General features: G+C 60.2%; 20 protein-coding genes and 1 pseudogene. 10 read left to right on the top strand and 11 right to left on the bottom strand.

What is annotated here, in order from left to right; translation table 11 throughout:
- Positions 1–92: 92 nt before the first annotated feature.
- Together QE435_RS12175 and QE435_RS12170 are read left to right on the top strand one after the other, a co-directional pair.
- Positions 93–4,097 (top strand): Pls/PosA family non-ribosomal peptide synthetase, encoded by a 4,005-nt coding sequence (locus QE435_RS12175; protein ID WP_349041535.1) that lies wholly within the window; start codon positions 93–95, stop codon positions 4,095–4,097.
- Positions 4,094–4,738: a 4'-phosphopantetheinyl transferase superfamily protein gene (locus QE435_RS12170; protein ID WP_349041534.1), complete on the top strand. Its 645-nt coding sequence runs from the start codon at positions 4,094–4,096 to the stop codon at positions 4,736–4,738. The genes QE435_RS12175 and QE435_RS12170 overlap by 4 nt, the downstream gene beginning before the upstream one ends.
- 42 nt (positions 4,739–4,780) lie before the next feature.
- Here QE435_RS12170 and QE435_RS12165 read toward each other — a convergent pair whose 3' ends face one another.
- Positions 4,781–5,626, bottom strand: coding sequence for a diguanylate cyclase (locus QE435_RS12165; RefSeq protein WP_349041533.1), 846 nt, complete (start codon positions 5,624–5,626; stop codon positions 4,781–4,783).
- A gap of 382 nt (positions 5,627–6,008) precedes the next feature.
- Here QE435_RS12165 and QE435_RS12160 point away from each other — a divergent pair, with 382 nt between their 5' ends.
- Both QE435_RS12160 and QE435_RS12155 read left to right on the top strand, forming a co-directional pair.
- Complete coding sequence (locus QE435_RS12160; protein WP_349041532.1) at positions 6,009–7,418, top strand: histidine kinase dimerization/phosphoacceptor domain -containing protein; 1,410 nt, start codon at positions 6,009–6,011, stop codon at positions 7,416–7,418.
- Entirely contained in the window at positions 7,403–7,771 is a 369-nt protein-coding gene (locus QE435_RS12155) for a response regulator (protein WP_349041531.1), read from the top strand. The genes QE435_RS12160 and QE435_RS12155 overlap by 16 nt, the downstream gene beginning before the upstream one ends.
- A gap of 82 nt (positions 7,772–7,853) precedes the next feature.
- Here the strand turns inward: QE435_RS12155 and QE435_RS12150 are convergent, their stop codons facing one another.
- On the bottom strand, positions 7,854–8,348 hold the full coding sequence (locus QE435_RS12150) for a PAS domain-containing protein (protein ID WP_349041530.1): 495 nt from the start codon (positions 8,346–8,348) through the stop codon (positions 7,854–7,856).
- A 394-nt stretch (positions 8,349–8,742) separates the two neighbouring features.
- Between QE435_RS12150 and QE435_RS12145 the strand changes: the two genes are divergently transcribed.
- On the top strand, positions 8,743–9,093 hold the full coding sequence (locus QE435_RS12145) for an HNH endonuclease (protein WP_349041529.1): 351 nt from the start codon (positions 8,743–8,745) through the stop codon (positions 9,091–9,093).
- A 51-nt stretch (positions 9,094–9,144) separates the two neighbouring features.
- Here QE435_RS12145 and QE435_RS12140 read toward each other — a convergent pair whose 3' ends face one another.
- Together QE435_RS12140 and QE435_RS12135 are read right to left on the bottom strand one after the other, a co-directional pair.
- Positions 9,145–9,543 carry a hypothetical protein gene (locus QE435_RS12140; protein ID WP_306934415.1) on the bottom strand — a complete coding sequence of 133 codons (399 nt, stop codon included), beginning with the start codon at positions 9,541–9,543 and terminating at the stop codon, positions 9,145–9,147.
- A gap of 195 nt (positions 9,544–9,738) precedes the next feature.
- Complete coding sequence (locus tag QE435_RS12135; RefSeq protein WP_306934414.1) at positions 9,739–10,131, bottom strand: helix-turn-helix domain-containing protein; 393 nt, start codon at positions 10,129–10,131, stop codon at positions 9,739–9,741.
- Between the two features lie 181 nt (positions 10,132–10,312).
- On the opposite strand from QE435_RS12135, the gene QE435_RS12130 reads away from it, so the two are divergent.
- Positions 10,313–11,044 carry an SDR family oxidoreductase gene (locus QE435_RS12130; RefSeq protein WP_349041528.1) on the top strand — a complete coding sequence of 244 codons (732 nt, stop codon included), beginning with the start codon at positions 10,313–10,315 and terminating at the stop codon, positions 11,042–11,044.
- A gap of 105 nt (positions 11,045–11,149) precedes the next feature.
- On the opposite strand, the gene QE435_RS12125 is transcribed toward QE435_RS12130, so the two are convergent.
- The 4 genes and pseudogenes from QE435_RS12125 to QE435_RS12110 all read right to left on the bottom strand — a co-directional run bounded on the left by QE435_RS12125 (position 11,150) and on the right by QE435_RS12110 (position 15,411).
- Positions 11,150–11,461 (bottom strand): GNAT family N-acetyltransferase, encoded by a 312-nt coding sequence (locus tag QE435_RS12125; protein WP_349042848.1) that lies wholly within the window; start codon positions 11,459–11,461, stop codon positions 11,150–11,152.
- 941 nt (positions 11,462–12,402) lie between these two features.
- Positions 12,403–13,566 carry a nickel/cobalt transporter gene (locus QE435_RS12120; RefSeq protein ID WP_349041527.1) on the bottom strand — a complete coding sequence of 388 codons (1,164 nt, stop codon included), beginning with the start codon at positions 13,564–13,566 and terminating at the stop codon, positions 12,403–12,405.
- Positions 13,567–13,793: 227 nt separating this feature from the next.
- Positions 13,794–14,441 (bottom strand): DUF1007 family protein, encoded by a 648-nt coding sequence (locus tag QE435_RS12115; RefSeq protein ID WP_309771787.1) that lies wholly within the window; start codon positions 14,439–14,441, stop codon positions 13,794–13,796.
- 75 nt (positions 14,442–14,516) lie between these two features.
- Positions 14,517–15,411 (bottom strand): annotated as a pseudogene (locus tag QE435_RS12110) (LysR family transcriptional regulator).
- A gap of 543 nt (positions 15,412–15,954) precedes the next feature.
- Here QE435_RS12110 and odc2 point away from each other — a divergent pair.
- Together odc2 and QE435_RS12100 are read left to right on the top strand one after the other, a co-directional pair.
- Positions 15,955–17,088, top strand: a complete 1,134-nt coding sequence (odc2, locus tag QE435_RS12105) for an ornithine/lysine decarboxylase (RefSeq protein WP_113180914.1) — start codon at positions 15,955–15,957, stop codon at positions 17,086–17,088.
- Between the two features lie 274 nt (positions 17,089–17,362).
- On the top strand, positions 17,363–17,929 hold the full coding sequence (locus QE435_RS12100) for an N-acetyltransferase (protein WP_306934407.1): 567 nt from the start codon (positions 17,363–17,365) through the stop codon (positions 17,927–17,929).
- Between the two features lie 491 nt (positions 17,930–18,420).
- Here the strand turns inward: QE435_RS12100 and QE435_RS12095 are convergent, their stop codons facing one another.
- Positions 18,421–19,245, bottom strand: a complete 825-nt coding sequence (locus QE435_RS12095; protein ID WP_349041526.1) for an AraC family transcriptional regulator — start codon at positions 19,243–19,245, stop codon at positions 18,421–18,423.
- Positions 19,246–19,479: 234 nt separating this feature from the next.
- Positions 19,480–21,294 carry a methyl-accepting chemotaxis protein gene (locus QE435_RS12090; protein ID WP_349041525.1) on the bottom strand — a complete coding sequence of 605 codons (1,815 nt, stop codon included), beginning with the start codon at positions 21,292–21,294 and terminating at the stop codon, positions 19,480–19,482.
- Between the two features lie 363 nt (positions 21,295–21,657).
- Here QE435_RS12090 and QE435_RS12085 point away from each other — a divergent pair, with 363 nt between their 5' ends.
- Both QE435_RS12085 and QE435_RS12080 read left to right on the top strand, forming a co-directional pair.
- Complete coding sequence (locus tag QE435_RS12085) at positions 21,658–22,335, top strand: OmpW family protein (RefSeq protein ID WP_306934903.1); 678 nt, start codon at positions 21,658–21,660, stop codon at positions 22,333–22,335.
- Positions 22,336–22,759: 424 nt separating this feature from the next.
- Positions 22,760–23,206, top strand: coding sequence for a glyoxalase superfamily protein (locus QE435_RS12080; RefSeq protein WP_349041524.1), 447 nt, complete (start codon positions 22,760–22,762; stop codon positions 23,204–23,206).
- 55 nt (positions 23,207–23,261) lie between these two features.
- On the opposite strand, the gene QE435_RS12075 is transcribed toward QE435_RS12080, so the two are convergent.
- The gene (locus tag QE435_RS12075) at positions 23,262–24,251 is read right to left on the bottom strand and encodes a WD40 repeat domain-containing protein (protein ID WP_349041523.1); all 990 of its coding nucleotides are present in this window, start codon (positions 24,249–24,251) and stop codon (positions 23,262–23,264) included.
- Between the last annotated feature and the right edge of the window lie 14 nt (positions 24,252–24,265).

Here is a 24,265-nt window from a genome sequence, read left to right as displayed (position 1 = left end):
ATTGCCCCTTCTTTCGGCGCAATTCCAAATGATGTATAGCGGCGGCATTGAGATGCCGCTTCACATATTTTGGTGACTTCATGGATCGGAATGTGGCCGAAAGGCCGTTGGAATTGACCGTCTTTGCGCCGATTGCCCCGTCGCTTCCCGTCCGAGAGGATGAACCTTACGCCCGCGACGAGATGTTGCAGGAAATTTTTGAGCAGACGGCCAAGCGCTATCCGTCCAAACGCGCGCTTCGGCTTCTGGGAAACGATCCTGAATATAGCCGCCGGACCGAGCTGACCTATGGGCAGCTGGCTGAACGCGCCATTCGCTTTGCCCGCACGCTTCAGACCATGGGGGTGAGGCGCGGCGACCGCGTCGTGATCTGCCTGCCGCGCGGTCTCGATCAATATATGGCGATCCTCGGTACGCTCTGGGCCGGCGCCTGCTATGTGCCGGTGGACTGGACCTACCCGCAGGACCGTATCGACTTCATTGCCGAGGATAGTGGCGCCACACTGATCGTGACCGATGCGGAACGCGCCGGTGCCATGCGGGTGCAGACCTTGGTGGTCAACGAGACGCTCGGCGATCTCGCAGCACAGGATGCGCTGCCGATCACCCGGGCCGAAATCGGCGCGTCTCCCGACGATCTCGCCTATATCATCTACACATCCGGAACGACCGGTCGCCCGAAGGGGGTGATGATCTCGCATCGCAGTGCCTGCCATTTTCTGCGGGCCGAAGGCGCGATCCTGGCGGTCGAAGATACGGACAAGGTGTTCGGCGGCTTCAGCGTCGCCTTCGACATGTCGATCGAGACCATGTGGAGCGCCTTTTCCGCCGGTGCCGAGTTGCTGGTCGCCAATGAAGCCCTGCACAAGGCGGGCCCGGATGTGGCGATTACGCTGGCCGAGGAAGGCGTTACCGTCTGGCACGTGGTGCCATCGCTCTTCACGCTCGTGGAAACCGAGCTTCCGACGCTGCGGATCGTCAATCTCGGCGGCGAAGCCTGCCCGCCGGATCTGGTAAACCGCTGGGCGCGCCCCGGTCTTCGCATTCTCAACACCTATGGCCCCACCGAAACGACGGTCACGGCCACATGGACGGAGGTGCAGCCGGGCCGCCGCGTCACCATCGGTCGTCCGCTGCCGGGCTATACCGCCTGGATCGTCGACGACAAGCTCTGGCCGGTGAATGCCGGTGCCGAAGGCGAGCTCGTCATCGGCGGGCCGGGGGTCAGTTCCGGCTATGTGAACCGTCCCGATCTCACCGCAGACAAATTCGTCATGACGCCCTTCGACGGGCCGGATGGGTTTCCCGCCCGGATCTATCGCTCCGGCGATCTCGTGCGCCTCGATGCGGTCGGCGATATCGAATTCATGGGCCGCATCGATACGCAGGTGAAGATCCGTGGTTTCCGCGTCGAGCTTGCCGAGATCGAAGCGGTGATTGCCGAGGATTCCGCTGTGGCGCAGGCCGTGGTGCATCTCTTCCGCGATGACGATGGCTCGGAGCTTCTCGCCGCCTTCCTCGTGGCGCGTGGCAGTGCGGTGATCGATATCGACGCCGCCCGCAAGCGGGTGGCCGACCGCCTGCCGAACTATATGCGGCCCGCCGCTTACCAGATCCTCGATGCGCTGCCGACGCTGCCCGCCTCCGGCAAGGTAGACCGCAAGGCGCTTCAGCGCCCAGTGGTGGTTGCCTCCTCGGATCGCGCGGCTGTCGCGCCTGAAACGCCGCTCGAAATCCAGCTGCATGCCATCTGGTCGGAGGCTTTCGCGCCGCAAAAGGTGTCTGTCGAAGACGATCTGTTTGAGGATCTGGGCGGCCATTCGCTGAAAGCCGCGCGTCTGGCGTCGGCCATGCGCAAGGCGCCCGGCCTCTCCGGCGTGTCCATTCAGGATCTTTATGCCGCGCCGACGATCCGCCGGCTTGCCGCACGCCTTGGCGAACGGGTGATGGCGGAAAGCGCAGCCCTCGAGCCGTTCCACCGTGTCAGCACGTTCCAGAAGCGTCTCTGCTGGACGCTGCAGACCATCGCGCTGGTGCCGATCTATGCGGTGGCGGGGCTGCAATGGTTCTTCCCCTATCTGGCCTATACCTATCTCGTCGAAGACTTCGGCCGCGTCTCGGCGCTGCTGCTGAGCGGTTTGAGTTTCATTCTCATTCCACCGCTCGGCATGGTCTTCGCCATCCTGGTCAAATGGCTGGTGATCGGTCGCTACAAGGCGGGCGATTATCCGCTATGGGGCAGCTATTATCTGCGCTGGTGGTTTGTGCGCCGCCTCTCCGATATCATCGCGACACCCTATCTCAGCGGCACGCCGATGATCCGTTTCTATTACCGGCTGCTGGGAGCCAGGATCGGTCGCCGTGCCTTTATCGGCACCGTTGCCATCGACACCGCCGATCTCGTCAGCATCGGCGACGATGCGATCGTCAGCGATTATGCGATGCTTGCCACCAGCTCCGTCGAGCGCGGTCTGCTGCGCCTTGGCCCGGTCAAGATCGGCCGCAGCGCCTCCATCGGTACCATGGCGGTGATAGGGCGCAATTGCGTGGTGGGCGATGCCGCAGCGCTTGAAGACCTGTCTTCGCTGCCGATGAACCAGTCGATCCCGGCAGGCGAAAGCTGGAACGGCTCTCCCGCCAAATGCGCCGCCACGGGCCGTGTTGCCCGGCGTGATGACGAGGCGGGCTTCCTGCGCCGCTTCCTGGTCGGCGTGGGGCTGTTTGTCGCCGCTGCCCTTCTTCCCGTGGTCGCCATCCTGCCGATTGCGCCGGGTCTGATTGCGATGATCGAAATCGACTGGAACACGGATGGCTATTCCTACCTGCTGATCTCGCCCTTCCTGGCGCTCACCTATATCGTGTTGATGTGCGTTCTGACCGTCTTCGCCAAGCGCCTGATCCTCGGGCCGGTGCGGCCCGGACGCTACTCGATCCATAGCTGGTTCTATCTGCGTTTCTGGTTCGTCCAGCAGGTCACGGATCTGGCGCTGGCACTGCTTCATCCGATCTATGCCACGCTTTACGTGCTGCCTTGGTATCGCGCGCTTGGCGTGCGGATTGGCAAACGCGCCGAGATTTCCACCGCCGCAAAGATCGTGCCCGATCTTGTCGATATCGGGCCGGAAAGCTTCATTGCCGATGGCGTGGTCTTCGGTGCGGCGCGCCATGAGCCGGGCATCATCGAGCTTGCCCATACGCGCATTGGCCGCCGTTCCTTCATCGGCAATTCCGCCGTGCTGCCGACGGGTGCCAAGATTGCCGATGGTACGCTGATCGGCGTTCTTTCCAAGCCGCCATCGGATGGCGGAGCGGAAAAGCCGGATGGCACATGGTTCGGCTCGCCGCCGATTTCGCTGCCCGTGCGCCAGGCCGTCGGCCTGTTCGATGAGGGTGCGCGTTTTAACCCACGGCCAAGACTCGTCGCCATGCGCCTGTCGATCGAGGCGATCCGCGTGATCCTGCCGCTCACCTTGTTCCTGGCCTTCTTCAGCATCCTCTTCTCCATCGTCGGGGATATTCAGGATTACGATGATAGCCAGGCGCTGATCGCAGCCGTCTTCCCCTTCCTCTATATCGGCTTCGCGCTGGCCTCTGGTCTCTCGGTCGTGGCGCTGAAATGGCTGGTGATGGGCCGCTACAAGCCGACGACCAAGCCGCTGTGGAGCACCTTCGTCTGGCGCACCGAACTGGTGACGGCCACGTATGAGAACCTCGCGGTACCAAACCTTTTGCAGCCCTTGCGCGGCACGCCGTGGATCTCGGCCTATCTGCGCCTGCTCGGCTGCAAGATCGGTCGCGACTGCTTCATCGACACGACCGACGTCACCGAGCACGATCTGGTGCGCATCGGCGACGAGGTGGCGCTGAACGAGTTCTCCGGCCTGCAGACCCACCTCTTCGAAGACCGGGTGATGAAGGTCAGCAGCGTCACGGTGGGCGACCGCGCGGTGATCGGCTCCTACGCCATCGTGCTCTACGATGCGGAAATCGGCGACGATGCCCAACTCGGCGACCTTTCCGTCGTCATGAAGGGCGAAACGCTGCCGACCGGTACTTCCTGGGAAGGGTCTCCCGCCCAGCCCGTGCGCAGCGCATGAGCGAGATCGTCTGGCTTTCCGGCGCAGACGATCTGACAACACCCACCGGCGATGCGCCGGTGGCGTGGTATCTGCGCCTCGACAGCTCCGAAACAGGGACATTGGCGGGCGGTGCTGCACTCTCTGCCGCCGACAGGCAGGATCTGGCAGCCAGGCCGGAGGCCGGCATGCGGGCGTTGCGCCGGCGTCTGGCAAAGGTTCTTCTGGCGCGGCTCACAGGCTTGCATCCGGATGAGATCATTATCGGCAGAACCGAGCTCGGTGCGCCGCAAATCCTCCACCCACCCGGCTGGCATATCAGCCTTGCGGGCCGTTTCCCCCATTGCCTGATCGGTCTCAGCCGGTCCCCCATCGGCGTGGACATCGAACCTATCGATGCCGAGCCGCCACCGGAGGACAGCTTTACGCGCAGCGAATGGCTGGCCCTTCACGGTGCCTCTCCTCACACGCTCGTCACCCGCTGGACAGCAAAAGAAGCCCACGCCAAATGCCTCGGCATCGCCTCGCGTATCGATGCAGCGGAGATGGAAACGATGGTGTCTGGTGATGGTTTGCGTGTTGCTTCAAAGGAAGGTGAGACGCAGGTGTACGTTCGTCGGCAGGCGGGGACGGTGCAGGCGGTTTCTAGCCTATCCAACTGAAGGTCGAGATCGTTGGCATGCGCCGATCAGCGGAAGTTTCCTTTAAGGCTCCGCCCGAACCACGACGTTCCGGCCCTGGTCTTTGGCCGTGTACAACGCCGCGTCGGCGCGCAGAAGCAGCTCTTGCAGTCTCTCATTCGGGCGGGCCTGTGCGACGCCGAAACTGCAGGTGATGCGTCCTTCTGGCAATGGTTCGACGACGCGGCCTTCCACGGCGCGGCGCAGGCGTTCCGCAACCGTTTCGGCGGCTGCAAGGTCGGCGCCTGGCAGGACGATGCAGAACTCTTCGCCACCCATTCTTGCGGCGTAGTCGTAGGGCCGCAGGTGATCCTTCACCGCTTCGCCGATTGCCATCAAAACGCTGTCGCCAGCATCGTGTCCGTATTCGTCATTGATGCGCTTGAAGTGATCGAGATCGAAGAGGATGAGCGACACCGCTTCTTCCGGGCGCGCGGCCTTGGCGCGAATGATCGGCATCTGCTCCATCAGCGCTCTGCGGTTGCCGAGCCCTGTTAGAAAATCCGTCATCGCCTGATGCTTCAGTTGCTTGGTCAAATTCTCGACCTGCAAGAGCGTCGAACGCGCAATATCCGTCACGGTGCCGATTTCGTCACGGGATTTCGGATAGAGCCTCAGGATTCCCTTGTCCTCCGGATACCGCTTCATGGCGTCCGCCAGGAGGTTGAGCGGCCGTATCAGCCGCCAGATCGCGAAAAGACATAGGGTCGTGCCGACCAGAGTGGCGCCGAGGATGAGAAGAAGGACCGACAACGTGCCTGGCTGGAACCCCAACGCCAGATAGACTGCAAGCGCAATCAGCGGCACGTGGACGCTGACGAAGCAAACGAGAAAGGTCTTCGCGACGAAGGACGATTTGATCTTCTTCAAGGGCACCTCAGGTTACGGCTTATTTTACCGGGGCCTCATTTAGAAGCGCGAAAACAAGAATCCTAGACCCTATTCTGGTGGGCGACATCTTGCAGCCTGGGACTTGTGTTCAAGTAACCAACGCGATTGGTTCGTTTGATGATCTAAGCGATGATGGCGAGCGTCCTTTCGGGTCACAAGCGTTCGGTGATGGGAACCTGATCAGATCCGTGCAAAGGCGAGGCATCGAAACGGCGGAAGTCGACCAAATAAAAAGCGGATCCTGATGAAACTTTTTCGCCTGCCGGCCGTTGTCGGTGTTGGTTCTTAGTCGGTCCCTCGACTGAAAGACTTTCGATTATCGTTACGACCATACTGCTACCATCTTGGAGAACCATCCCTCTTGCATATCCTGACCTCCACTGATCTTGTCGCGATAGTGCAAGGGATGCCTCAACCCTATCTCATACTCGATGCTGATCTCGTCATCGTTGCGGCCAGCAACGCCTATCTGGCGCTGACGGACCGTACGCTCGAGGACATTGTGGGACGGTCCATCCTGGAGGCGTTTCCGGAAAATCCCGATGCCGCCGGAACGGTCGAGCAAGGCCCTCTGGAAGTGTCTCTCCGTCACGTGCTTGCAACTGGAAATCCGCATGAGATGGCGGTCATTCAATATGACATCCCGCAGCCGGGCGGCGGGTTCATGCAGAGGTTCTGGACACCTGTCCACACGCCCGTCGCGGGCGTCGATGGTAAGCCGGCCTTCATCATCCAGAGTCCGGTGGACGTGACAGAAAGCGTGCTGAAGACGCGGGAAGCGGATGCGCGTCTGCGCGTTGCCCTCCACGCTGCCGATCTAGCCTCGTGGGAATACGAGCCCGAGACAGACCTCTGGCGTCGCAGTGGCGCTGCCGATGTGATGTTCGGCTTCGAACCGGGAGAGGGTGGACCAGTCGCGGCACCATTCTTCGCAAAGATGCATCCAGAGGATCTGGAGCGTGTTCGTGAGAAAATTGCTTCAGCCATCGCATCGCCCGACCATACCGTTATCAACTTCGACTATCGCATTATCAATGGAGATGCTGTGAGGCACGTCGCTTCGCGCGGCGAAGTTCTTCGGACATCGACGGGCAAGATCAGGATGATCGGCGTCCTGATGGATGTGACCGCCGACCGGGAACGCGAGGCGGCGCTCTCATCGGCGCTTGAAGAGAAGAGCGATCTCGTCGCGCAGAAGGATCTCTTGCTTGCCGAGGTGAACCACCGCGTCAAGAACAGTTTGCAACTGGTGATCAGCACATTGCGGCTTCAGGCCCGGCGCCTGGAGGAGCCTGCGGTTGCCCAGGCTTTCGATCGTGCCATTTCGCGTGTCCGTGCCATCATATCCGTGCACGAAGGTCTCTATCGGGATCAGAACTCGCTGGCCGTAAACATGGCCGAACATCTCGACAAGCTTTGCAGAGACATGACCGTTGCCGGAGGAGAGCAGATTGAAATCGACGTCGATGAGATCAGCCTTCCCCCCGAACGCGCGATTCCCGTCTCCGTGATCGTCAGCGAGCTTATCCATGATGTGCCGCAGCACCGCGGCGGTGGCGGCCGGATTCGCGTGGCCTTGAAACGGAGTTCGCCGGACCGGTACGTGTTGAGCATTATCGGCGATGAGATTTCTTCATCATCGAGCGAATTGTCAGAACGCCTGATCGCCAGCATGGCGAGCCAGATCGATGGCACCATCTCGCGCACAGACGGTCGGAGTTCATGGACGATAACATTCCCGGTGGAGGCTCCTCAATGCCGCTGCGCGTGATGATCGTCGAGGATGAAATGCTTCTTGCCCTGGACCTTGAGGACATGCTGGTCGACGCGGGGCACACCGTCGTCGGTCAGGCATCCGACATGCTCCAGGCCATTGCGCTCGCCGAGAAGGTCGAAGGCGCCGTCGATGTCGCCATTATGGATGTCAATCTTGCCCGGGGAACGAACGGCGTCGAGACGGCTGCGGTGCTCCGCAATCGCTGGGATGTCCCGTCTCTCTTCGTCAGCGCGAACCTCGACGAAAGAACCCGCGCGCTTGCGCAGGCATCCAAGCCGGTTGGGTTCGTCGGCAAGCCATATTCGGAGCGGGAAGTCCTTTCGTCTCTCTTCAAACTCTCGACGTGAAGTGCTGCACCCCAGGTAAGGATCAGGGCTGACCCAGCCGCCTGGACGATCATCACGCGTCCGCGTAGGCTTCGTAGTGGTCTTATGAGCCGCCGGGCGAGAGAGATCTGAGCGCAGAGGACAGGTATCGTTCCGTCAGCTCAAATTTCTTCGCCTTCGCCAGATCGATTGCAGCGCCGATGTGCAATTCGAGCCCTTCAGCCCCGGAATTCGCCCCAATCTCCCTTTCGACAAGCACGACACCCGAATAGACCGAAGGCACGCCATCGGCGTCCCTGGCGCAGGAACCCATGCTCAAAAGAGACTTCACCTGTCCATCGGCACAATAGATCCGATAGGGCGAGACAAAGGGTGTGCCGCCAAGGATGACATCATGGATACGGGCGGCGAGGCGCGGACGGTCTTCCTCGACGATTCTTTCGAGTATGGACTCAACCGGAATACCCTTGGCGAGGTCGTCCTGATCGATCTCGTATATCTGCGCGAAGGCCAGATCACCCGTCAGCAGGTTCGTTGCCAATGACCAGGAATAAAATCCCCCGCCTTCCAACAGATTTTTGACCAAGCGCCTCTGCATTGTCTCCATGGCAGTCCCACACATTCCCCCTGAAGCCGTTTAAAATCATGATATTGGCTTCGCCAATGGGTTGCATACACTGTCTGGAGCAGGTTGCCTGTGCGGTCTCGATCACATTTATGTGTGTTCATATACGGAAGCATGAGCGCGGCCTGGGCCATGGTTATGCCAATGCTCCGGTTGCGGATACGCCGCGCGCGTGATCTGCAATGCCGGCGGATTTCGACTGATGGCAGGACGGATCAGACGCGCCAAAACAGGCGATGCGATGTTGACGATTTTGTGCTAGTCATAGGCATGTCGTCATATTCGCATCGGAAAGCTCGGTGCGTCAAAACTGACGCAAGGTGCCTGAGCAGGCAGCATCCGAATCCATAGCAGGAAAGACCAAGTCATGGCCCGCAAGAACAGGGATGAGTTCGCGTCATGGGATGAGCCGACGCCGGAGCCGGTGATCTGTCCGCTGTGCGAGCGCGTCATTCCGGACGACCAGAAAGACGAGCATCATCTTGTTCCCAAGAGCAAGGGCGGAAAGAAAACCGTCTGTCTGCATCGGATCTGCCACGACCAGATCCATTCGATCTTCACCGATGCCCAACTCGCCAAGAAATTTTCAACGATCAAGGCCATTCTGGAAGACCCGGCGGTGCAGACCTTCGTCGCCTGGGTCAAAAACAAGCCACCGGGCTTTGCGGATTCCGCCAAGGAATCGCGGCAGTCATTCGGTCGGGGCCGCAGGTGGTAAGCGGTGAATGGGCGCCGAATGCGGACCCGGTAGCCTCCCTCACCAATGGACTCAGACAGACTGATCGAACAGATCCGCTTCAGCCTGACTTGCGAATGTGAATGTCACCAATTCGCTGTCATCGCTCTGACGGATGCCGATGGCCGTGACGATCAACCTTGCGATCTCGTCCTGCGCTTCGCTTCCCGAGCGGGATGAACCCACCGCCTTCTCGATGGCGGGCGCGAAAACTTCGCTGATGACGCCGAGGCGCATATTGTATCGCATGATGATGTCGCGGTCCTCGATGATCGCGGCCTGTTCCTCCTTCGGGATGCCGGCGTTGTCCATCGCGGTGATCGTCGCATTCGTTGCCAGCTTGATCGGGCCTTCTGCCAGCCAGCGATCGACCATCTGGTCGAACTGGCGCATGCGCTGTGCGGGGATTGTCTTCTGTACCGTGATCGACATCTCAGTTCCTTTGTTCGCTTCCATGCTCGCGACGCGCTTCCCTGATCCGGGATCGGCTATCGCAGCATCGAGACCTTTTGCGAGCAGGCTTTATGGGGTCGGGCCGCAAGCTTCAATGTTTTTGTGTCGAAGGCCTGCCTGCCGAGACGTGCGATGCGAGGTCAAAGGGGGAACTCAGTGTGGCCCGAGACGCCGTCACCGACGCTCTTTCGCACCATCATAGGTTTTCATCGCCGCCTCGATCTTGTCGCCATTGGCCGCAGCCCAGGCACATAGAGCCTCGAAGGGCTCGCGCAGGGAATGCCCGAGCGGCGTGATGGCATATTCCACGCCAATGGGCTGCGTCGGCAGAACCGTCCTCGTGACAAGGCCATTGCGCTCCAGTCTCTTCAAGGCATCGGCCAATGCTTTGTGGGTGATGCCGTCCAGACGCCGCTTGATTTCGTTGAAGCGCGAAGGCTTGGGGCAGATCACCGTCAGGATCAGGATCGTCCATTTGTCGGCGATCTTGTCCAGCACCGGGCGCACCTTGGGCATATCGCAGAGCGCCTGCTGAGAGAGGGTTTCCAGGTCGGTATACTCGTCCATATCTAGGCTATTCCAGGTGCGTAATTGATATCAGATATCCACTGTATATCATGGTGAGACCATTGAGAGCAATTTTGGTGAACACGCGTTCCCCTGAAGTGCTCTCGTTTTTGTTTGACGCATTTCCGGACGCAAAACCGAGCACACTTTTGCTGGAAATGCTTTCCTGAAAGGAACTACGATGGCTCGCATGAACAACAAAGTGGCTCTGGTCGTGGGTGGCGCAAAGGGCATTGGTCTCGCCATTGCGGAGCGGCTTGCTGCGGAAGGCGCAACGGTCTTTCTCACCAGCCGCAAAGGCGAGGAGGCTGCAAAGGCGGCGCAAGGCATCGGCCATGGCGCCGTCGGTATCGCTGCGGACGCAAGCTCTCCCGACGATATGCTCGCAGCTGTCGAAACCGTTCGCAAAGCCCATGGCCGTATCGACGCGCTGGTTTTGAATGCCGGTCTTGCCGAACATGCACAGATTGCCGACATCACCCCGGAATTCTTCGACCGCCACTTCGACGTCAACGTGCGCGGCATGGTCTTCGGCCTTCAGGCCGCACTACCGGCGATGACAGAAAGCAGCTCAGTCGTCCTGATCGGCTCGATCGGTGCCCATGCCGGCTACCCCGGCTATGGCACCTACGCCGCCACCAAGGCGGCTGTGCGCTCCTATGCCCGAACCTGGACCGCCGAACTCGCCCCCAAAGGCATCCGCGTCAACGTCGTCGCCCCCGGCCCGACGGATACGGACATGATGGCCGCCGTCGCGGACGACGTGCGGGCCTCCATCGTCGCGCCGATCCCGTTGGGGCGCATGGCAAAACCCTCAGAAGTGGCCGCGGCCACACTCTTTCTGTTAAGCGATGATGCCAGCTACATCGCAGGAGCGGAACTCTGCGTCGATGGTGGGTTGCGGCAGGTTTAAGGCTTAGGGTGAGACGCGGTGCCCGACTTTGAAGGGGTCGGGTGCCGCGACGCCAATCCCTCTGGTGAAGACAGCAATGGCCGCCTCTTCAGCCAACAAAAGGCCTCAAGGGCGCGCCTTGGTCAGCCTGATTTGATCGTCCTCACCCCTGATCTCGCTGCCCCAGCCAAGATGCTTATAAAAGCCAGCGGCGCGGCTGTTCTCGGCCGTTTCAAGCCAGATTTCAGAATGGTGTCGGAACAACTCGTTCTCCGCAACACGCACAAGCTCCGCGCCAAACCCCATCCCCTCATGTGAGGGAAGAACGAAGGCAGCGAAGAGAGACCCTTCGGTAATATCGATTATCGAGAATCCAACGACCTCATCACCCGAAACGGCGACCCAAGCGCAGGGTGCAGAGGAAATCATCTCGGCAATCGAGGTTTCGCTGATGCCGAGACCGGCCAGTTATTCGCGGCTGAGGTGGTTCTCGCGTACGGATGTGCGGATGTGAAATAGTGCCGGGACATCAGCTGGTTCGGCAGGTCTCATCTTTGTTGTCATAAATCATTCTCGGTAATGACGTTTTCGCGCGCGCGTTAGGGAGAGCATCGCTGACCAAAACAAAGTTGCTAATACCGTGGCCGCAGCGACACAATATAATACTCTAAATCCGGTTCGTTCGGCGATAGTTGCGCCAACCATTATTCCTATTGCAATATAAAACAGCAGGGAACGGCGACTAAAGAAAAGATAAGAAGACAGAGTTCTAAAGAAGAAATGTACTGGTTCGGGGAGCCGAAATCGGGAGGTTCTGCGATGTACAAGTTCTGTGTCACGCATGTTTGACTGCGTTCTCTTTATGAGCTTGCTACTCCAAGACATGTCTGGCACCTAAATGCTGGCTTGAACAAAATCGTTAACGAATACATGATGCCGCTTTCGCTGCGAAGCTGGCTCGGTACTTGGCGGAACCCGGAGGCAAGTCCCCGATATCTAGCATATCCTTTGTTGAATGCCACCTTTCCGCACGGAGGTGCCGAGGACCGATAACCCGCCGAAAGGTAAATTTCGCTCAGAAAAGTCACCCTTGCTGTTCACTGAGGGTCGAGAAGGATGAAAATCGGCATTTTTCGGGTTCGCATTTCGCCGATCATTTGCAGGCGGTAGCTCGAGCCTCATCGTCGAAGATGTACTTTCCCGAGGTTTCGTCAGCGCAGCGGTCAATACGTTCGTTGGCGTCAAGGAGCCCCTTTACGACCAAGCCAGCGCTGATCAGGATGCCAAATCCGAGCACAGCTGCAACACATCGAAGGGCTACTTGCATTTTGTGTCCTACTGCATGTAGCGCTCAGTACGCTGTTTGTAGTGCAGGGTGCTCACGCCTGCAACGACGCCCCCAGCAAAGCCAGCCCCATCAGCAATACCACAAGCGCCCCCGCAATCTCGATGCCATTGGCGATCCTTGACGCACGGCGGCTGCCGGTTCCGGCGTAGCGGATGGCGGCGTCCTTGGCGGTGACGGCGAGGATGGCGAGTAGCGAGACGGTGAGGGCGGTGCCGATGGACATGGCGAGCACCGAAAGCATGCCGCCGATGAGCAGGCCGTTCAGCATCGAAAAGCTCATGACGATGATGGCGCCGGAGCAGGGGCGCAGGCCCACCGCGACGATGGCCGACCAGGCTTCGGTGAGGCTGAAGGTGCGGGACTGGAAGAGTGAGGGGTCTGGCGCATGGGCCTTGCCGCAGGCATCGCAGAGTTCGCCGCTGCCGCTTTGGGCGTGATCGGCAAAGACCGGCTGGCCCTGGAAGCGCAGACCGCTTCCCATGCCGGTGCGGCGGGGTGCGGCGGTTCCGGCCTCCGCGAAACCCGTCGTGGTGTTTTCGGCTGCCTTGAACGAGAGCGCGGGGCTTCTGGACAGGCTAGCGCTCGCGACAGGTAAGGCGGATGGGGATGCGGCAAGGGCCGGTGCGGGCGCTTGCGGGGATGCGACGGCGTGATGATCGGCGCGCTGGTGCAGCATGCTCCAGATCTTGCGCACCAGAAGCCAGGCGCCGAAGAGCGCGACCATGGCGAAGCTTACGATCTCCATGGCTTGCGTGGCTTTCGTCATGGTGATGGAGGTGCCGCGCAGCAGAAAGTAAGCGGCGGTGACGAGCAGGATGGCGACCGCGCCCTGGATCAGCGCCGAGACGAAGGAGATCAGGATGCCGCGTTTCAGCTGTGTTTCGTTGGCGATCATATAGGAGGAGATGACCGCCTTGCCGTGGCCGGGGCCAGCCGCATGGAACACACCATAGGCAAAGGAAAGGCCGATCAGCGAGGTCAGCGCCCAGGGGTCTTCGCGCATGGCTTTCAGCGCGCCGGTCAGTGCGCGGTAGAAGCTCTGCTGGTGGACGTTGATCCACTGGAAGAAGGGTGCAAGCGGCCCGCCGACGGAAATGGAGGGTTCGGCCGAGCCGATGCCGAGCGGCGATTGCGCATGGGCGATGCCGAGCGAGGCGAAGAGCAGGGTGAGGGTGGTCAGCGCGAGGAGCCACACCGTACGGACCTCATTCCTGTCCTCAGACTTGTTCCGGGGATCGTCACAGGAATCCAGCCAGCCCAGGCCTCTGGGCTGAAACGACTCCTCTCGCCGCGCAGACGCGCGCCAGCTGGATTCCTGTGATGATCCCCGGAACAAGTCCGAGGACAGAAATGAGGGGAGAGAAAAATGCTCGCCGACTATGCTTGAGCCAGCTTTGGCGCGAATCTTCGAAACAATGTTCCCTAGCATTGCAGTTCCAGTCTTGTCGCAAAGAGCTTGGTCATGTCGGTGCCGGTCGGGTCGTTGAAGAAGGCGTCGGTCAGGCTGCTCTGGTTCTGGGCGATGATTTCATCCGGGTCGGGGCGCACAACCTTGTGCTTGCAGGCGGCCAGATGCGGGCCTTTCACCACGATGTCGGTATCCTTGGCGAAATCGATGGCCGTATACATGGTCGGGTCCCAGGCGCCGAAGGAGAGCTTGCCCTTGACCGGCAGCGGGTTTTTCGGCTTGACCGAGAAGAACATCAGGATCTGGCCGTCCTTGTAATCCACGTGGATGACATCCGGCTTGTTGAAGTCGATGTTCTTCCCGTTCACCGCGATGAAGGTGTAATAGGAATATTCCGCCAGGGACTCGTGCACCGTATTGCCGATTTCGGCGAGTTCTTCCTTGTCGAGCTTGGCGTCGCTGTTCTTGTCGTAATCGAGAACCACGCTTGCGGAAAACATCTCGTCGAAGCGCCAGATGTTGCGCACTTCCTGCACATTGCCATCCGCGCCTTCGATGATTTCCATGCGCGCTTCGGCAAAGATGTGCGGATGAGCGAAAGCGGTGAGCGGCGCAAGACAGGCAGCGGCGCAGGCGGCCATTGGCAGAATGAGTTTTTTCATGGGCCGCGTTTATCCTCAGGCGAATCTGGGGTTACTCTATAACTAATTGGGACTGAATTTCGGCGGCAGCGCCGATCAACCGTTCTTTCGGAACCAGTTGGAGAGATAATCGACGAAGCTGCGCACCTTGGCCGGCAGATAGCGGCGATGCGGATAGACGGCGTAAATGCCACGATCGCGGGAAATTATAGTCATCGAACAGCGTCACCAGCTCGCCTGACTGGATATGCGGGCGGGCGATGAAGTCCGGCACGATGGCGACGCCAAGGCCTGAGCGGGCGGCGCGTAGCGTAGCCTGCGGGCTGTTGACTTCGATCGGCCCGCGGGTCGCAACGGAATTGGTGCCACCGCCCGGCTCGAAATAGCGGATGTGATTCTGGAAGCGGGAATTGGTGTCGATGATGCAGGGGACTTTTCCGAGGTCCTGCGGGTTTTCCAGCGGTCCATGGCGGGCAACGAAATCCGGTGTCGCCACCGCATGGACGCGGAAATCCGACAGCTTTCGGGCAATAAGGCCGGAATCCTCCAGCTTGGTGATGCGGATGGCGAGGTCAAAACCTTCCTCGATCAGATCGACGAAGCGGTCATCGGCCACGATCTCCATGGACAGTTCCGGGTTCTCGCGGGCGAAATCGATGAGGCTCTGGCCCACATCGGCATCGATGAAGGTGCGCGGCACGGATAGGCGCAGCTTGCCTTTCAGGTCGGAATTCTTCTCGCGCACGAGGTCGGCGAGATTGTCGATCTCTTTCAGAATGTCGGAGGCGGTGCGGTAATAGGTATGGCCTGCTTCCGTCAGCGAAAACTGCCGCGTGGTGCGGTTGAGAAGTAGCGCGCCGAGATCGTCTTCCAGCTCACGCACATATTTGGACAGCAGCGCCTTGGAGCGTCCGGTCTTGCGCGCGGCGGCGGAAAAACCCTCCGCTTCGACCACGTCGATAAAGGCGCGAATGCGGGTCAGCGTATCCATCCATAAACTCCTGTTCGTTCCATATAATTGAACGATTGGAATCCACTGTCCAACAAGAAAAGCACTGCCGAAAAAATTCGCGAAATGGTGAAAAAATCCTCTTGATTATGACGGCGAATATTCTTATCTCCGTCCCTGCCCAAAGTCGCACGTGCCCATGTGTGTCCGCCGACCCTCGATGTGGTGAGGAGTTCGGTAAGGTACCTGGAATTAACCCCTCCAGTCGCTGTTCCGGCCAACCGGATATGCGAGGACATACGAAGCAACGACGGTGCGGGCCTTTCTGGTTCTCTGCCGGCTTTCCATCAGCCGGGGTACTGAAGAGGCACACCATCATTGCCGTAAGTGCGGTTGGGTATGATTCCCTCCAATCCCATGGCAGACAAAGCCGAATAATGCTCCTGGCAGGGCGTTGTTCACATTTGCGCCTTGAGCGTATGCGAATGAATCTGCGCCTCCACCGGCTGATTCGTCCTGCATATCTCGAGCGTTCTTTGTCCTCCGGAATTTTTCCGGAGCCGGATCAAGTTAGGGAACACAAAGATGACGACTGCACGCATCCTCGACTTCATCAATACCCGCCGTCCCGAAGGTCCCTGCCTTGTGGTCGATCTCGACGTCGTGCGCGATAATTTCCACGCGTTCCGGCATGCCCTGCCGAACAGCGCCATCTATTACGCCGTCAAGGCGAACCCGGCTCCTGAAATCCTCAAGCTGCTCGCTTCGATGGGCTCCAACTTCGATTGCGCCTCCGTGGCTGAAATCCAGATGGCGCTCGATGCCGGTGCGACCTCCGACCGTATCTCCTTCGGCAACACCATCAAGAAGGAACGCGATGTTGCACGCGCTCACGCGCTCGGCATCGATCTCTTCGCCGTGGACAGCCATGAGGAAGTCGAGAAGGTTGCCCGTGCAGCCCCAGGTGCCCGCGTATTCTGCCGTGTTCTGACCGATGGCGAAGGCGCCGAATGGCCGCTGTCGCGCAAGTTCGGCTGCGTGCCGCAGATGGCTGTCGACGTTCTGGTCTATGCACACCAGCTGGGTCTGGAATCCTACGGCGTGTCCTTCCATGTCGGTTCGCAGATGATGAACCTCGACGCATGGGATGCAGCCGTTGGCGATGCCAAGCGCGTCTTCGCGTCTCTTGCCAAGCAGGGCATCCACCTGCAGATGGTGAACATGGGCGGCGGTTTCCCGACCAAGTATCTTCGCGACGTTCCCGCCGCTGAAGAATACGGCCAGGCAATCGACACGGCGCTGCGCAAGCACTTCGGCAACCAGATCCCGAAGACCATCATCGAGCCGGGCCGAGGCATGGTTGGCAATGCGGGCGTGATCAAGGCGGAAGTCGTTCTCGTCTCGCGCAAGTCCGACAATGACAACCATCGCTGGGTGTTCCTCGACATCGGCAAGTTCGGCGGTCTGGCCGAAACCATGGACGAAGCCATTCGCTACCCCATCCGCACCACGCGCGATGAGGACACGATGGAGCCTTGCGTTCTGGCCGGTCCGACCTGCGACAGCGCCGATGTGCTCTATGAGAAGAACATGTACCCGCTGCCGGTCTCGCTGACCATCGGCGACGAAGTTCTGATCGAAGGAACGGGCGCCTACACGACCACCTATTCGGCGGTCGCATTCAATGGCTTCGAGCCCTTGAAGGCCTATGTGATCTAAGTCCCTCTCGGGACAAAATCGATCCAAAGCAATGTGATCTGCGCGAGACGCCGCCCGTTGGGGCGGGCGGCGTTCTCCCGGATCTTCCCGTTCCGGCCCGGCTGACGCCCGGGCCTGGCGCAAACCCTGCTTGCCGAACCTCTGTCCAGCCGAGGGAAAAGCTTGCGGCGCGCGCCGGGCCGGAACGGTTCAATCCTTGTCGTTGCAAGAGGCTTGCGCGACATGTTTCTGGCAGGTGCCGCTTTCGTGGGCGGCTTGGTAACGGGAGGCCGGGATGGCCGCTGTTCTCAATTCGGTTCGTGCATTCTTCACGCCGCAGACATTCTTTATCGAAACCGAAAACGCCGGCGATGTCGTCGCGCGCGAAAACCTGCTGGACCGCGCCATGGGTCCCGGCCGCCGCCGCAAGTCTTCCGAGAAGCTGCGCGCTGGCCGCGTGCCGGCCGAAGGCTTGGCGCTGGTCGCCCGCGATCAGGACGGCCATGTGATCGGCACCGTGCGCCTGTGGAACGTCCAAGCTGGCGTCACCCGCGAAGGCAGCCCGGTCGCAGCCCTGCTGCTCGGACCGCTCGCCGTCGATGCCGCGCATGAGGGCAAGGGCATCGGCTCGGCGCTGATGCGCGCCGCCATTGCTGAAGCAACCCGCCGCGACCACGGCGCCATCCTGCTTGTGGGTGATGCGCCCTATTACGAGCGCTTCGGCTTCTTCGCCACCAAAACCCAGCACCTCGTCATGCCCGGCCCCTTCGAGCGCAACCGCTTCCTGGCGCTGGAGCTGAAGCCCGGCTGGCTGGATGGTGCGGCTGGCATGCTGGTCGCAAGCGGGCGCCGGTTTTCCTGAGGGCGGGCGGACCCTTGAGGTCTGTCATGTAGATTGAAAAGTTGCCAAGACAGCTCTGAATGCTTGGCATCATACCCCCCTCTGTCCTGCCGGACATCTCCCCCTCAAGGGGGGAGATCGGCACGAGGTGCTCTTCGCATGTCACGTCTGACCGCAATTTGTGGCAAGACGGTACGACAGTTCGATCTCCCCCCTTGAGGGGGAGATGCCCGGCAGGGCAGAGGGGGGTATGTGACAGATCCGGAACGTAGAAGGATATTGGCAATCCGCGCGACGTAGATCTGGATACAGACCACGGAATATTCTGTTGACGCTGACGAAGGACGCTATTGTCGTGTCTTACGACATTGATCGCTACTTGCTGTCCAGAACGCAGTGAAACGTCCAAAACAAAGTCGAATCATCCATTGTCCAAAAACTTAAAAACGGACAGCAGCGGATGACCTGCGGGATGACAGTGGAGGTGTGGCGCCCTGCACGTCAGTGGCCCCTCACGAAACGATCGGAATCCAGATCTCCACCTCGCCGCGACCGGTGCGGCCATCGAATCGGTGGTCGTATCGCTCGAAGTCCGGTGCGTTCGCGCTTTCAAGCCCAGCGTCCGGCAGTGCCTTGTTCCAGATCGTATAGACCGTCTTGCCGATATCCGAGATGTGGCCGCTATGGGTGAAGACGGCATAGGTCTGCGCGGGGATGTCGATATGCTCCATGCCGGGTGTCGATCCTGTTGCCTCGATACCGGCAATGTAGCGGAAGTTGCCAGCGCCATCGCCCATGCAGCAGACGCCGTAAACCGGGCCGGGCACAAGGTTCTGGACCTCTTCCTCATGCTCCATGAAGGATCGCCAGAGTGCTGGGATTTCGCCCGTCTTGTCAAAGGCGCAATCAAGGCCAAGACCGACCACGCGGAAGGCTTCGCGGTCTTCCCTGCGTGGTGCGGCAAGCGGAACAATCATGTCCTTGTTCATTTCAAAAGGCTCCATAAGATTGAGGGTTGCGATGGACAGCTCGCATCTCAGCCTGCTTGGCGGTGTGCCGAAATAGCTGGCGAAGGCGCGTGTGAAGGCCTCGTGGGAGCCGTATCCGGCATCCAGCGCGATGGCGATGATGGTCTCCTCACCACATGCGATGGCCCGTGCCGCGACGGATAGTCTGCGGGCGCGGACATAGGTCATGATGGACATGCCGGTGGCGAGTTGAAACACCCGGCACATGTGGTGAAGATTGACGGCACAACGCCTGGAGAGAGACGGCAGCGAGAGGTCGGATTTGAGGTCCGTCTCGATCTGCCAGATCAGTCTTTCCAGAATGGCCATGGTGTCTCCCTTTGCTTCACGCCTCCCTTATTCCGCATCGGAGGGCGTTGCGCTTGATCGCATTTGACTTTGCGATGAGGTGGGGAGCAAGAGGGCGCTCGGTGACAAATGTATGAAGCGCGCCACGATCTTTTGGATCGCTGCGCGCTTCAGGTCTTGTTATCGCATGTCGTTATCGCAGAACCGCTGCACACTTTTGCGCGAGATGCTTCAGGTCTCGGTTGCTCGCTGCGATCACGCGGCGCGGCGGATGGCAGCCTGGCCGTTGCCGCCGATATGGAACCGGCCTGCGAGCGATGCCAGGTTACGGGCCGCTTCGGCAAGGTTCTGGGTGGCGGCGTTGGTTTCTTCCACCATCGCGGCGTTGTGCTGGGTCATCTGGTCCAGCGTGTTGACGCTGGTATTGATCTCCGACAGGCCGACAGACTGTTCGCGCGCAGCGGTGGCGATGCTGTCGATGTTGAGGTCTATGCGCGAAACGAGCGCTTCGATTTCTGCCAGAACCGCGCCCGTCGATTGCACGAGATCGACGCCGCCTGCCACCTCCTGGCCGGATCTGGCGACGAGCTGCTTGATCTCATTGGCGGCGGCGGCAGAGCGCTGCGCCAGTTCGCGCACCTCCTGGGCGACCACGGCAAAGCCCTTTCCGGCTTCCCCCGCACGGGCGGCTTCGACGCCTGCATTCAAAGCCAGAAGGTTGGTCTGGAAGGCAATGTTTTCGATCGTGCCGATGATCGAGCCGATTTCGCCTGACGCGGTCTCGATGCGGTTCATGGCGGAAATGGCCTTTCCGACGACGGTCGAGGAATGGACAGCGGCGTCGCGGGCATTCTTTACCAGATTGCGGGCGTCTTCGATGCGCGCGACGGCCGCCTTGCCGGTGGAGGTGACCTGCTCGAGGGCTGCGGCGGTCTCTTCCAGTGCCGCGGCCTGCTGTTCGGTGCGGCGTGCCAGATTGTCGGCACCGCCACGAAGGTCCTGGCCCTGCCGGTTCAGGTGGTCGGTCTCTAACAGCACATCCCGAAGCGTCAGGCGCAGGGTGGAAATCGACTCGTTGAAATTCTGCCTGAGCGTTTCGAAGCGCGGATGGAAAGGCTGATCGAGGCTGCGGCTCAGATCGCCGGTGGCGAGCTGGCTGAGGCCGCCGCCCAGTTGCTCCACGGCAAAGCGCAGCGCATCGGCATCGGCCAGGCGTTCACGCTCACGCTCGTGGCGTTCGCGATCGCTCAACTGGCGCGCCTCTTCGGCTTCCGTTTCCAGGCGTCGTTTGGCAAGGCCCGCATCGCGGAACACGGCGAGTGCTTTGGCCATCGCGCCGATCTCGTCCTGGCGGGCAAGGTGGGGCGGCTCGTCTTTCAGATCGCCGCCCGCCATTCTGGTCATTGTCTCGGTCATATCTCCCAGCGGGCGAATGGCGCGGCGTCTGGTGAAGAGGGTGGATGCAATGCAGAGCAGGATGAGGAAGACGCCGAGCCCGTAGCTTGCGCCCTGCAGCAGGCTTGTCTGCGAAGCGGCATAGGCTTCCTGCTCCTTGCCGAAAACGTTGCCCATTTCCACCAGTTCGGTGACGGCGGCCTCATGGCGATGGAACTTGACGCGCAGCGCCCCCAATGACGCGACGATAGCATTGCGATCACTGCCCTGAAGGGCAGGCAGCGTGGCGCTTTGCATTTCGCGCCAGAAGTCATCACCCTTCACCAACACATCGTCGAGAAGCTTGGTCTTCAAGAAATCGGGAAGTCTCGTCGTTTTCCAGTAGGCCCGGCGCTCCTCATATTGGTCCTTCAGAACCTTCATGCGTGGCGCGTTGACGGCCAGCGTGTCGGGATGCAGCGTGCTTTCATTGGCCAGCGCATAGCTTTCGATCACATAGAGCGGCGGCGGCAGAATATCGGCGATCAGGTCCTTGCTGTAGATGATATTCTCATAGATCGGACCGTTGACCTTCAATCGGTTCAGCGCACCGGCGCCCGTCGCAAGTGTCAGGAGAACACCGGCAATCAGGGCAATCCCCGTTGCCGTCACCGCGGCCGAAATCGAAATTCGCATCCCTATGATCCTCCCACCCCGAGCACGCCGGATGCAGCGCCGAGGCAATTTCTCTATTATTGAGAGATACTTAGAGACAATAAGTGTAGATTGAATTAATTATTGTTAATAAGTATATCGTGTTTTAGAGCTGTTGAATTTTTTTGCAATTTTCCGTTGCGCAGGGTGCGGGCCAATCCATGGCTTTGCCCAGCAAAAGCGCATCTTCTCCGCATTTGATCCACCTCAAAGAGCACCTCGGCACAACCCGATAGGGATGGTGCGAACACCTGTGCTGCTCCGTCCTGCGGGTAGACCCTGCATGGAGCGGGCGAAAAGGCGTGTTCATCGATCTGATCAAGGAGAGAAAACGTGTTTGCGACCATCCGAAAAGCTACCCTTCCGCTTGCCATCCTGTGCGGCGTCCTGCCCGGCACTGCCTTTGCGGCGGATCTGGCACCCGTTGCACCGGCCCCCACAGCGGAAGACGCCATTGCTGCGGCAAGCCCATGGATGATCCGCGTTCGCGCGCTTGGCGTGCTGACCCATGACAGCGGCACGATCAATGGCGTGCCCGGTGCGGGGCTCTCCTATTCGGACACGGTGATCCCCGAACTCGATATCAGCTACTTCTTCACCGACAATATTGCCGCTGAACTCATTCTCGGTACGACCTTTTCCAAGATCAACACGACGGGAACGCTGGGTGAGATCGATGTCGGCAAGACCTGGCTTTTGCCGCCGACGCTGACGCTGCAATATCACTTTACCGATTTCGGCGCCTTCAAGCCCTACGTGGGTGCGGGCGTGAACTACTCGCTCTTCTATCACCAGAGCGAAAAGCCGGGCTTCAGCAATCTCGACGTCAAGAACGACTTCGGCGCTGCCTTACAGGTCGGCTTCGACTATATGGTGACAAAGAACTGGGGCGTGAACTTCGACGTGAAGAAGATCTTTCTCGATACCAAGTGGACGGCAACGAGCGACGCGTTCGGTGACATCAGCGGCAAGGCCAAGCTCGATCCGTGGCTGGTGGGTGCAGGTGTGACCTACCGGTTTTGAGGGTTCAGGAGAGGGTGTCGCCAGAGGGTGCGGCCCCTTTTGCCGTTCATGCGCGCCCCTCTCCGTCATCCTCGCCCCTGAGGCGAGGATCCAATTATTCCCAATGGCGTCAATGGTTTATGAATCCTCGGGTCGAGCCCGAGGATGACGGAGAAGGGGGCGAGCATGTCTGTCCCCATCGGCGTCACTGCGACTATGGCGTCTCACCGTTTCATTCCAACGCGCTGTCTTCAGCCCAAATTGACCGTTCCTCACAAATCCGCTAAACACTGCGGCAGGCCGAGAGTGCCTGCCGTCCGCAAGCGTCCATGCTTTGGTGAAACTCTCTGTCAAACCTCCGGTACGGTCATTCCTTTTTCAGGCATGCAGACGGTGGCAATGCGGACCCCTCCTCAATGATGTATGCCGATGCAGGAGAACCGCCATGCGGAATACGACACCACCTTTACCCAGTCTCGATACGCTGAAAGATCAGGCGAAGCGTCTTCGGGCCAGCCTTGCCGCAGACGGCACGGCGATTGGCCACTCGCGCGCGCTGGAACTGATCGCCGCGCAATATGGCTATCGCGACTGGAACACGCTTCACGCCGCCGTCGGCAATCGGCCACCCTTCAATCCCTATATGCTGGGCTCGCGAGTCAGCGGCTATTATCTCGGCCAGCCTTTCACCGGCGCCATCCTCGGTGTGCAGTCGCTCGGTGGCGATCCGGAGCGCTTTCGTCTGACGATGCATTTCGACGATCCGGTCGATGTCGTCACCTTCGACAGCTTTTCCGCCTTTCGCCAGCGGATTCATTGCAATGTGGATGCGAGCGGTCGCACCACGGAGCGCACCTCCGATGGGCGGGCGCAGGTCGAGTTGACTTGGTGAAAGCTTAAACCGGCGCATCCAGTGCGGATGCGCCATTGCTACAGATATCTTGCGTTCACACCGAGATATCGACGATGCCACAATCGCCGGCTTCGGAGGCAAAGGCGAGCAGTTTGCCGGTGGCGCTCCAGGAGAGGCCGGAGATGGCGCCCTTGCCGGGGCGGCGCAGCAGCGCTTCCTTGCCGTCCGCCATGCGCACGCCGAGGATCATGCCATCGATGAAACCGATAGCCAGCACGTCGTCGGCGGGGTGGAAGGCGACCTGGGTGGCCATGATGTTGCCGCGCGTGCCGAGCTCTTCCGGTGGCTTGCCCATCGGGCCATCCTTGCCGGAGAACGGCCAGACGATGGCGGCAGGCGCACCCGAGGAGGCAAGCCATTTGCCCTTGGGCGACCAGGAGAGCGATTTGACCTTGGCCGGATAGCCGGTCATGCGCATATGACGGGCGTCGGCGCCCTTTGGTGCGTCGAGCTTCCAGCCATGCAGCGCATTTTCCTGCATGGCGGTGACAAGGAAGCGGCCATCGGGGGAGAAGGTCACGCCGGTATGGGCACCCTTCCATTCCAGATCGACCGGATCTCCGGCGGTTGCCACCCAATGCAGTGTCACGCCATTGTAGCGGGCAGCGGCGATGCGCAGGCCCTTGGGCGCAAATGCAATCGCCTCGACCGTGCGCTCTTCCTTGAATTCCTTGGTGGTGCCGTCAGGCAGCCGCACGAAGCTTGATTTGCCGACGGCATAGGCCACGGCCTTCTGCGGGCCGCCCGCCACGACGTTGATCCACTTGCGCGGCACGTGAGCGAGTTCCGTGACGGCGCCGTCATGGCCGATGCGCAGCACCTTGCCATCCTCGCCGCCCGTCAGAAGCGTGGCGCTGTAGGGATCACGAATGCAGGTGAGCAGGCCCTCATGGGCCTCCGTTACCTTTTCCCCGCCATCGAGCCGATGAATGGTGCCAGCGGCGGTGGCAAATAGCGGGATATCGCCCAGAAAATGCGCCGCGACGACGTGGCCTTCAAGGTCAAGAGGAGCAACGGTGGGCATGGGCAATGAGTCTT

The sequence above is a fragment of the Agrobacterium sp. SORGH_AS 787 genome, from assembly GCF_030819035.1.
GTDB lineage: Bacteria > Pseudomonadota > Alphaproteobacteria > Rhizobiales > Rhizobiaceae > Agrobacterium > Agrobacterium larrymoorei_B.
This window is presented reverse-complemented; position numbering and strand designations above follow the sequence as displayed.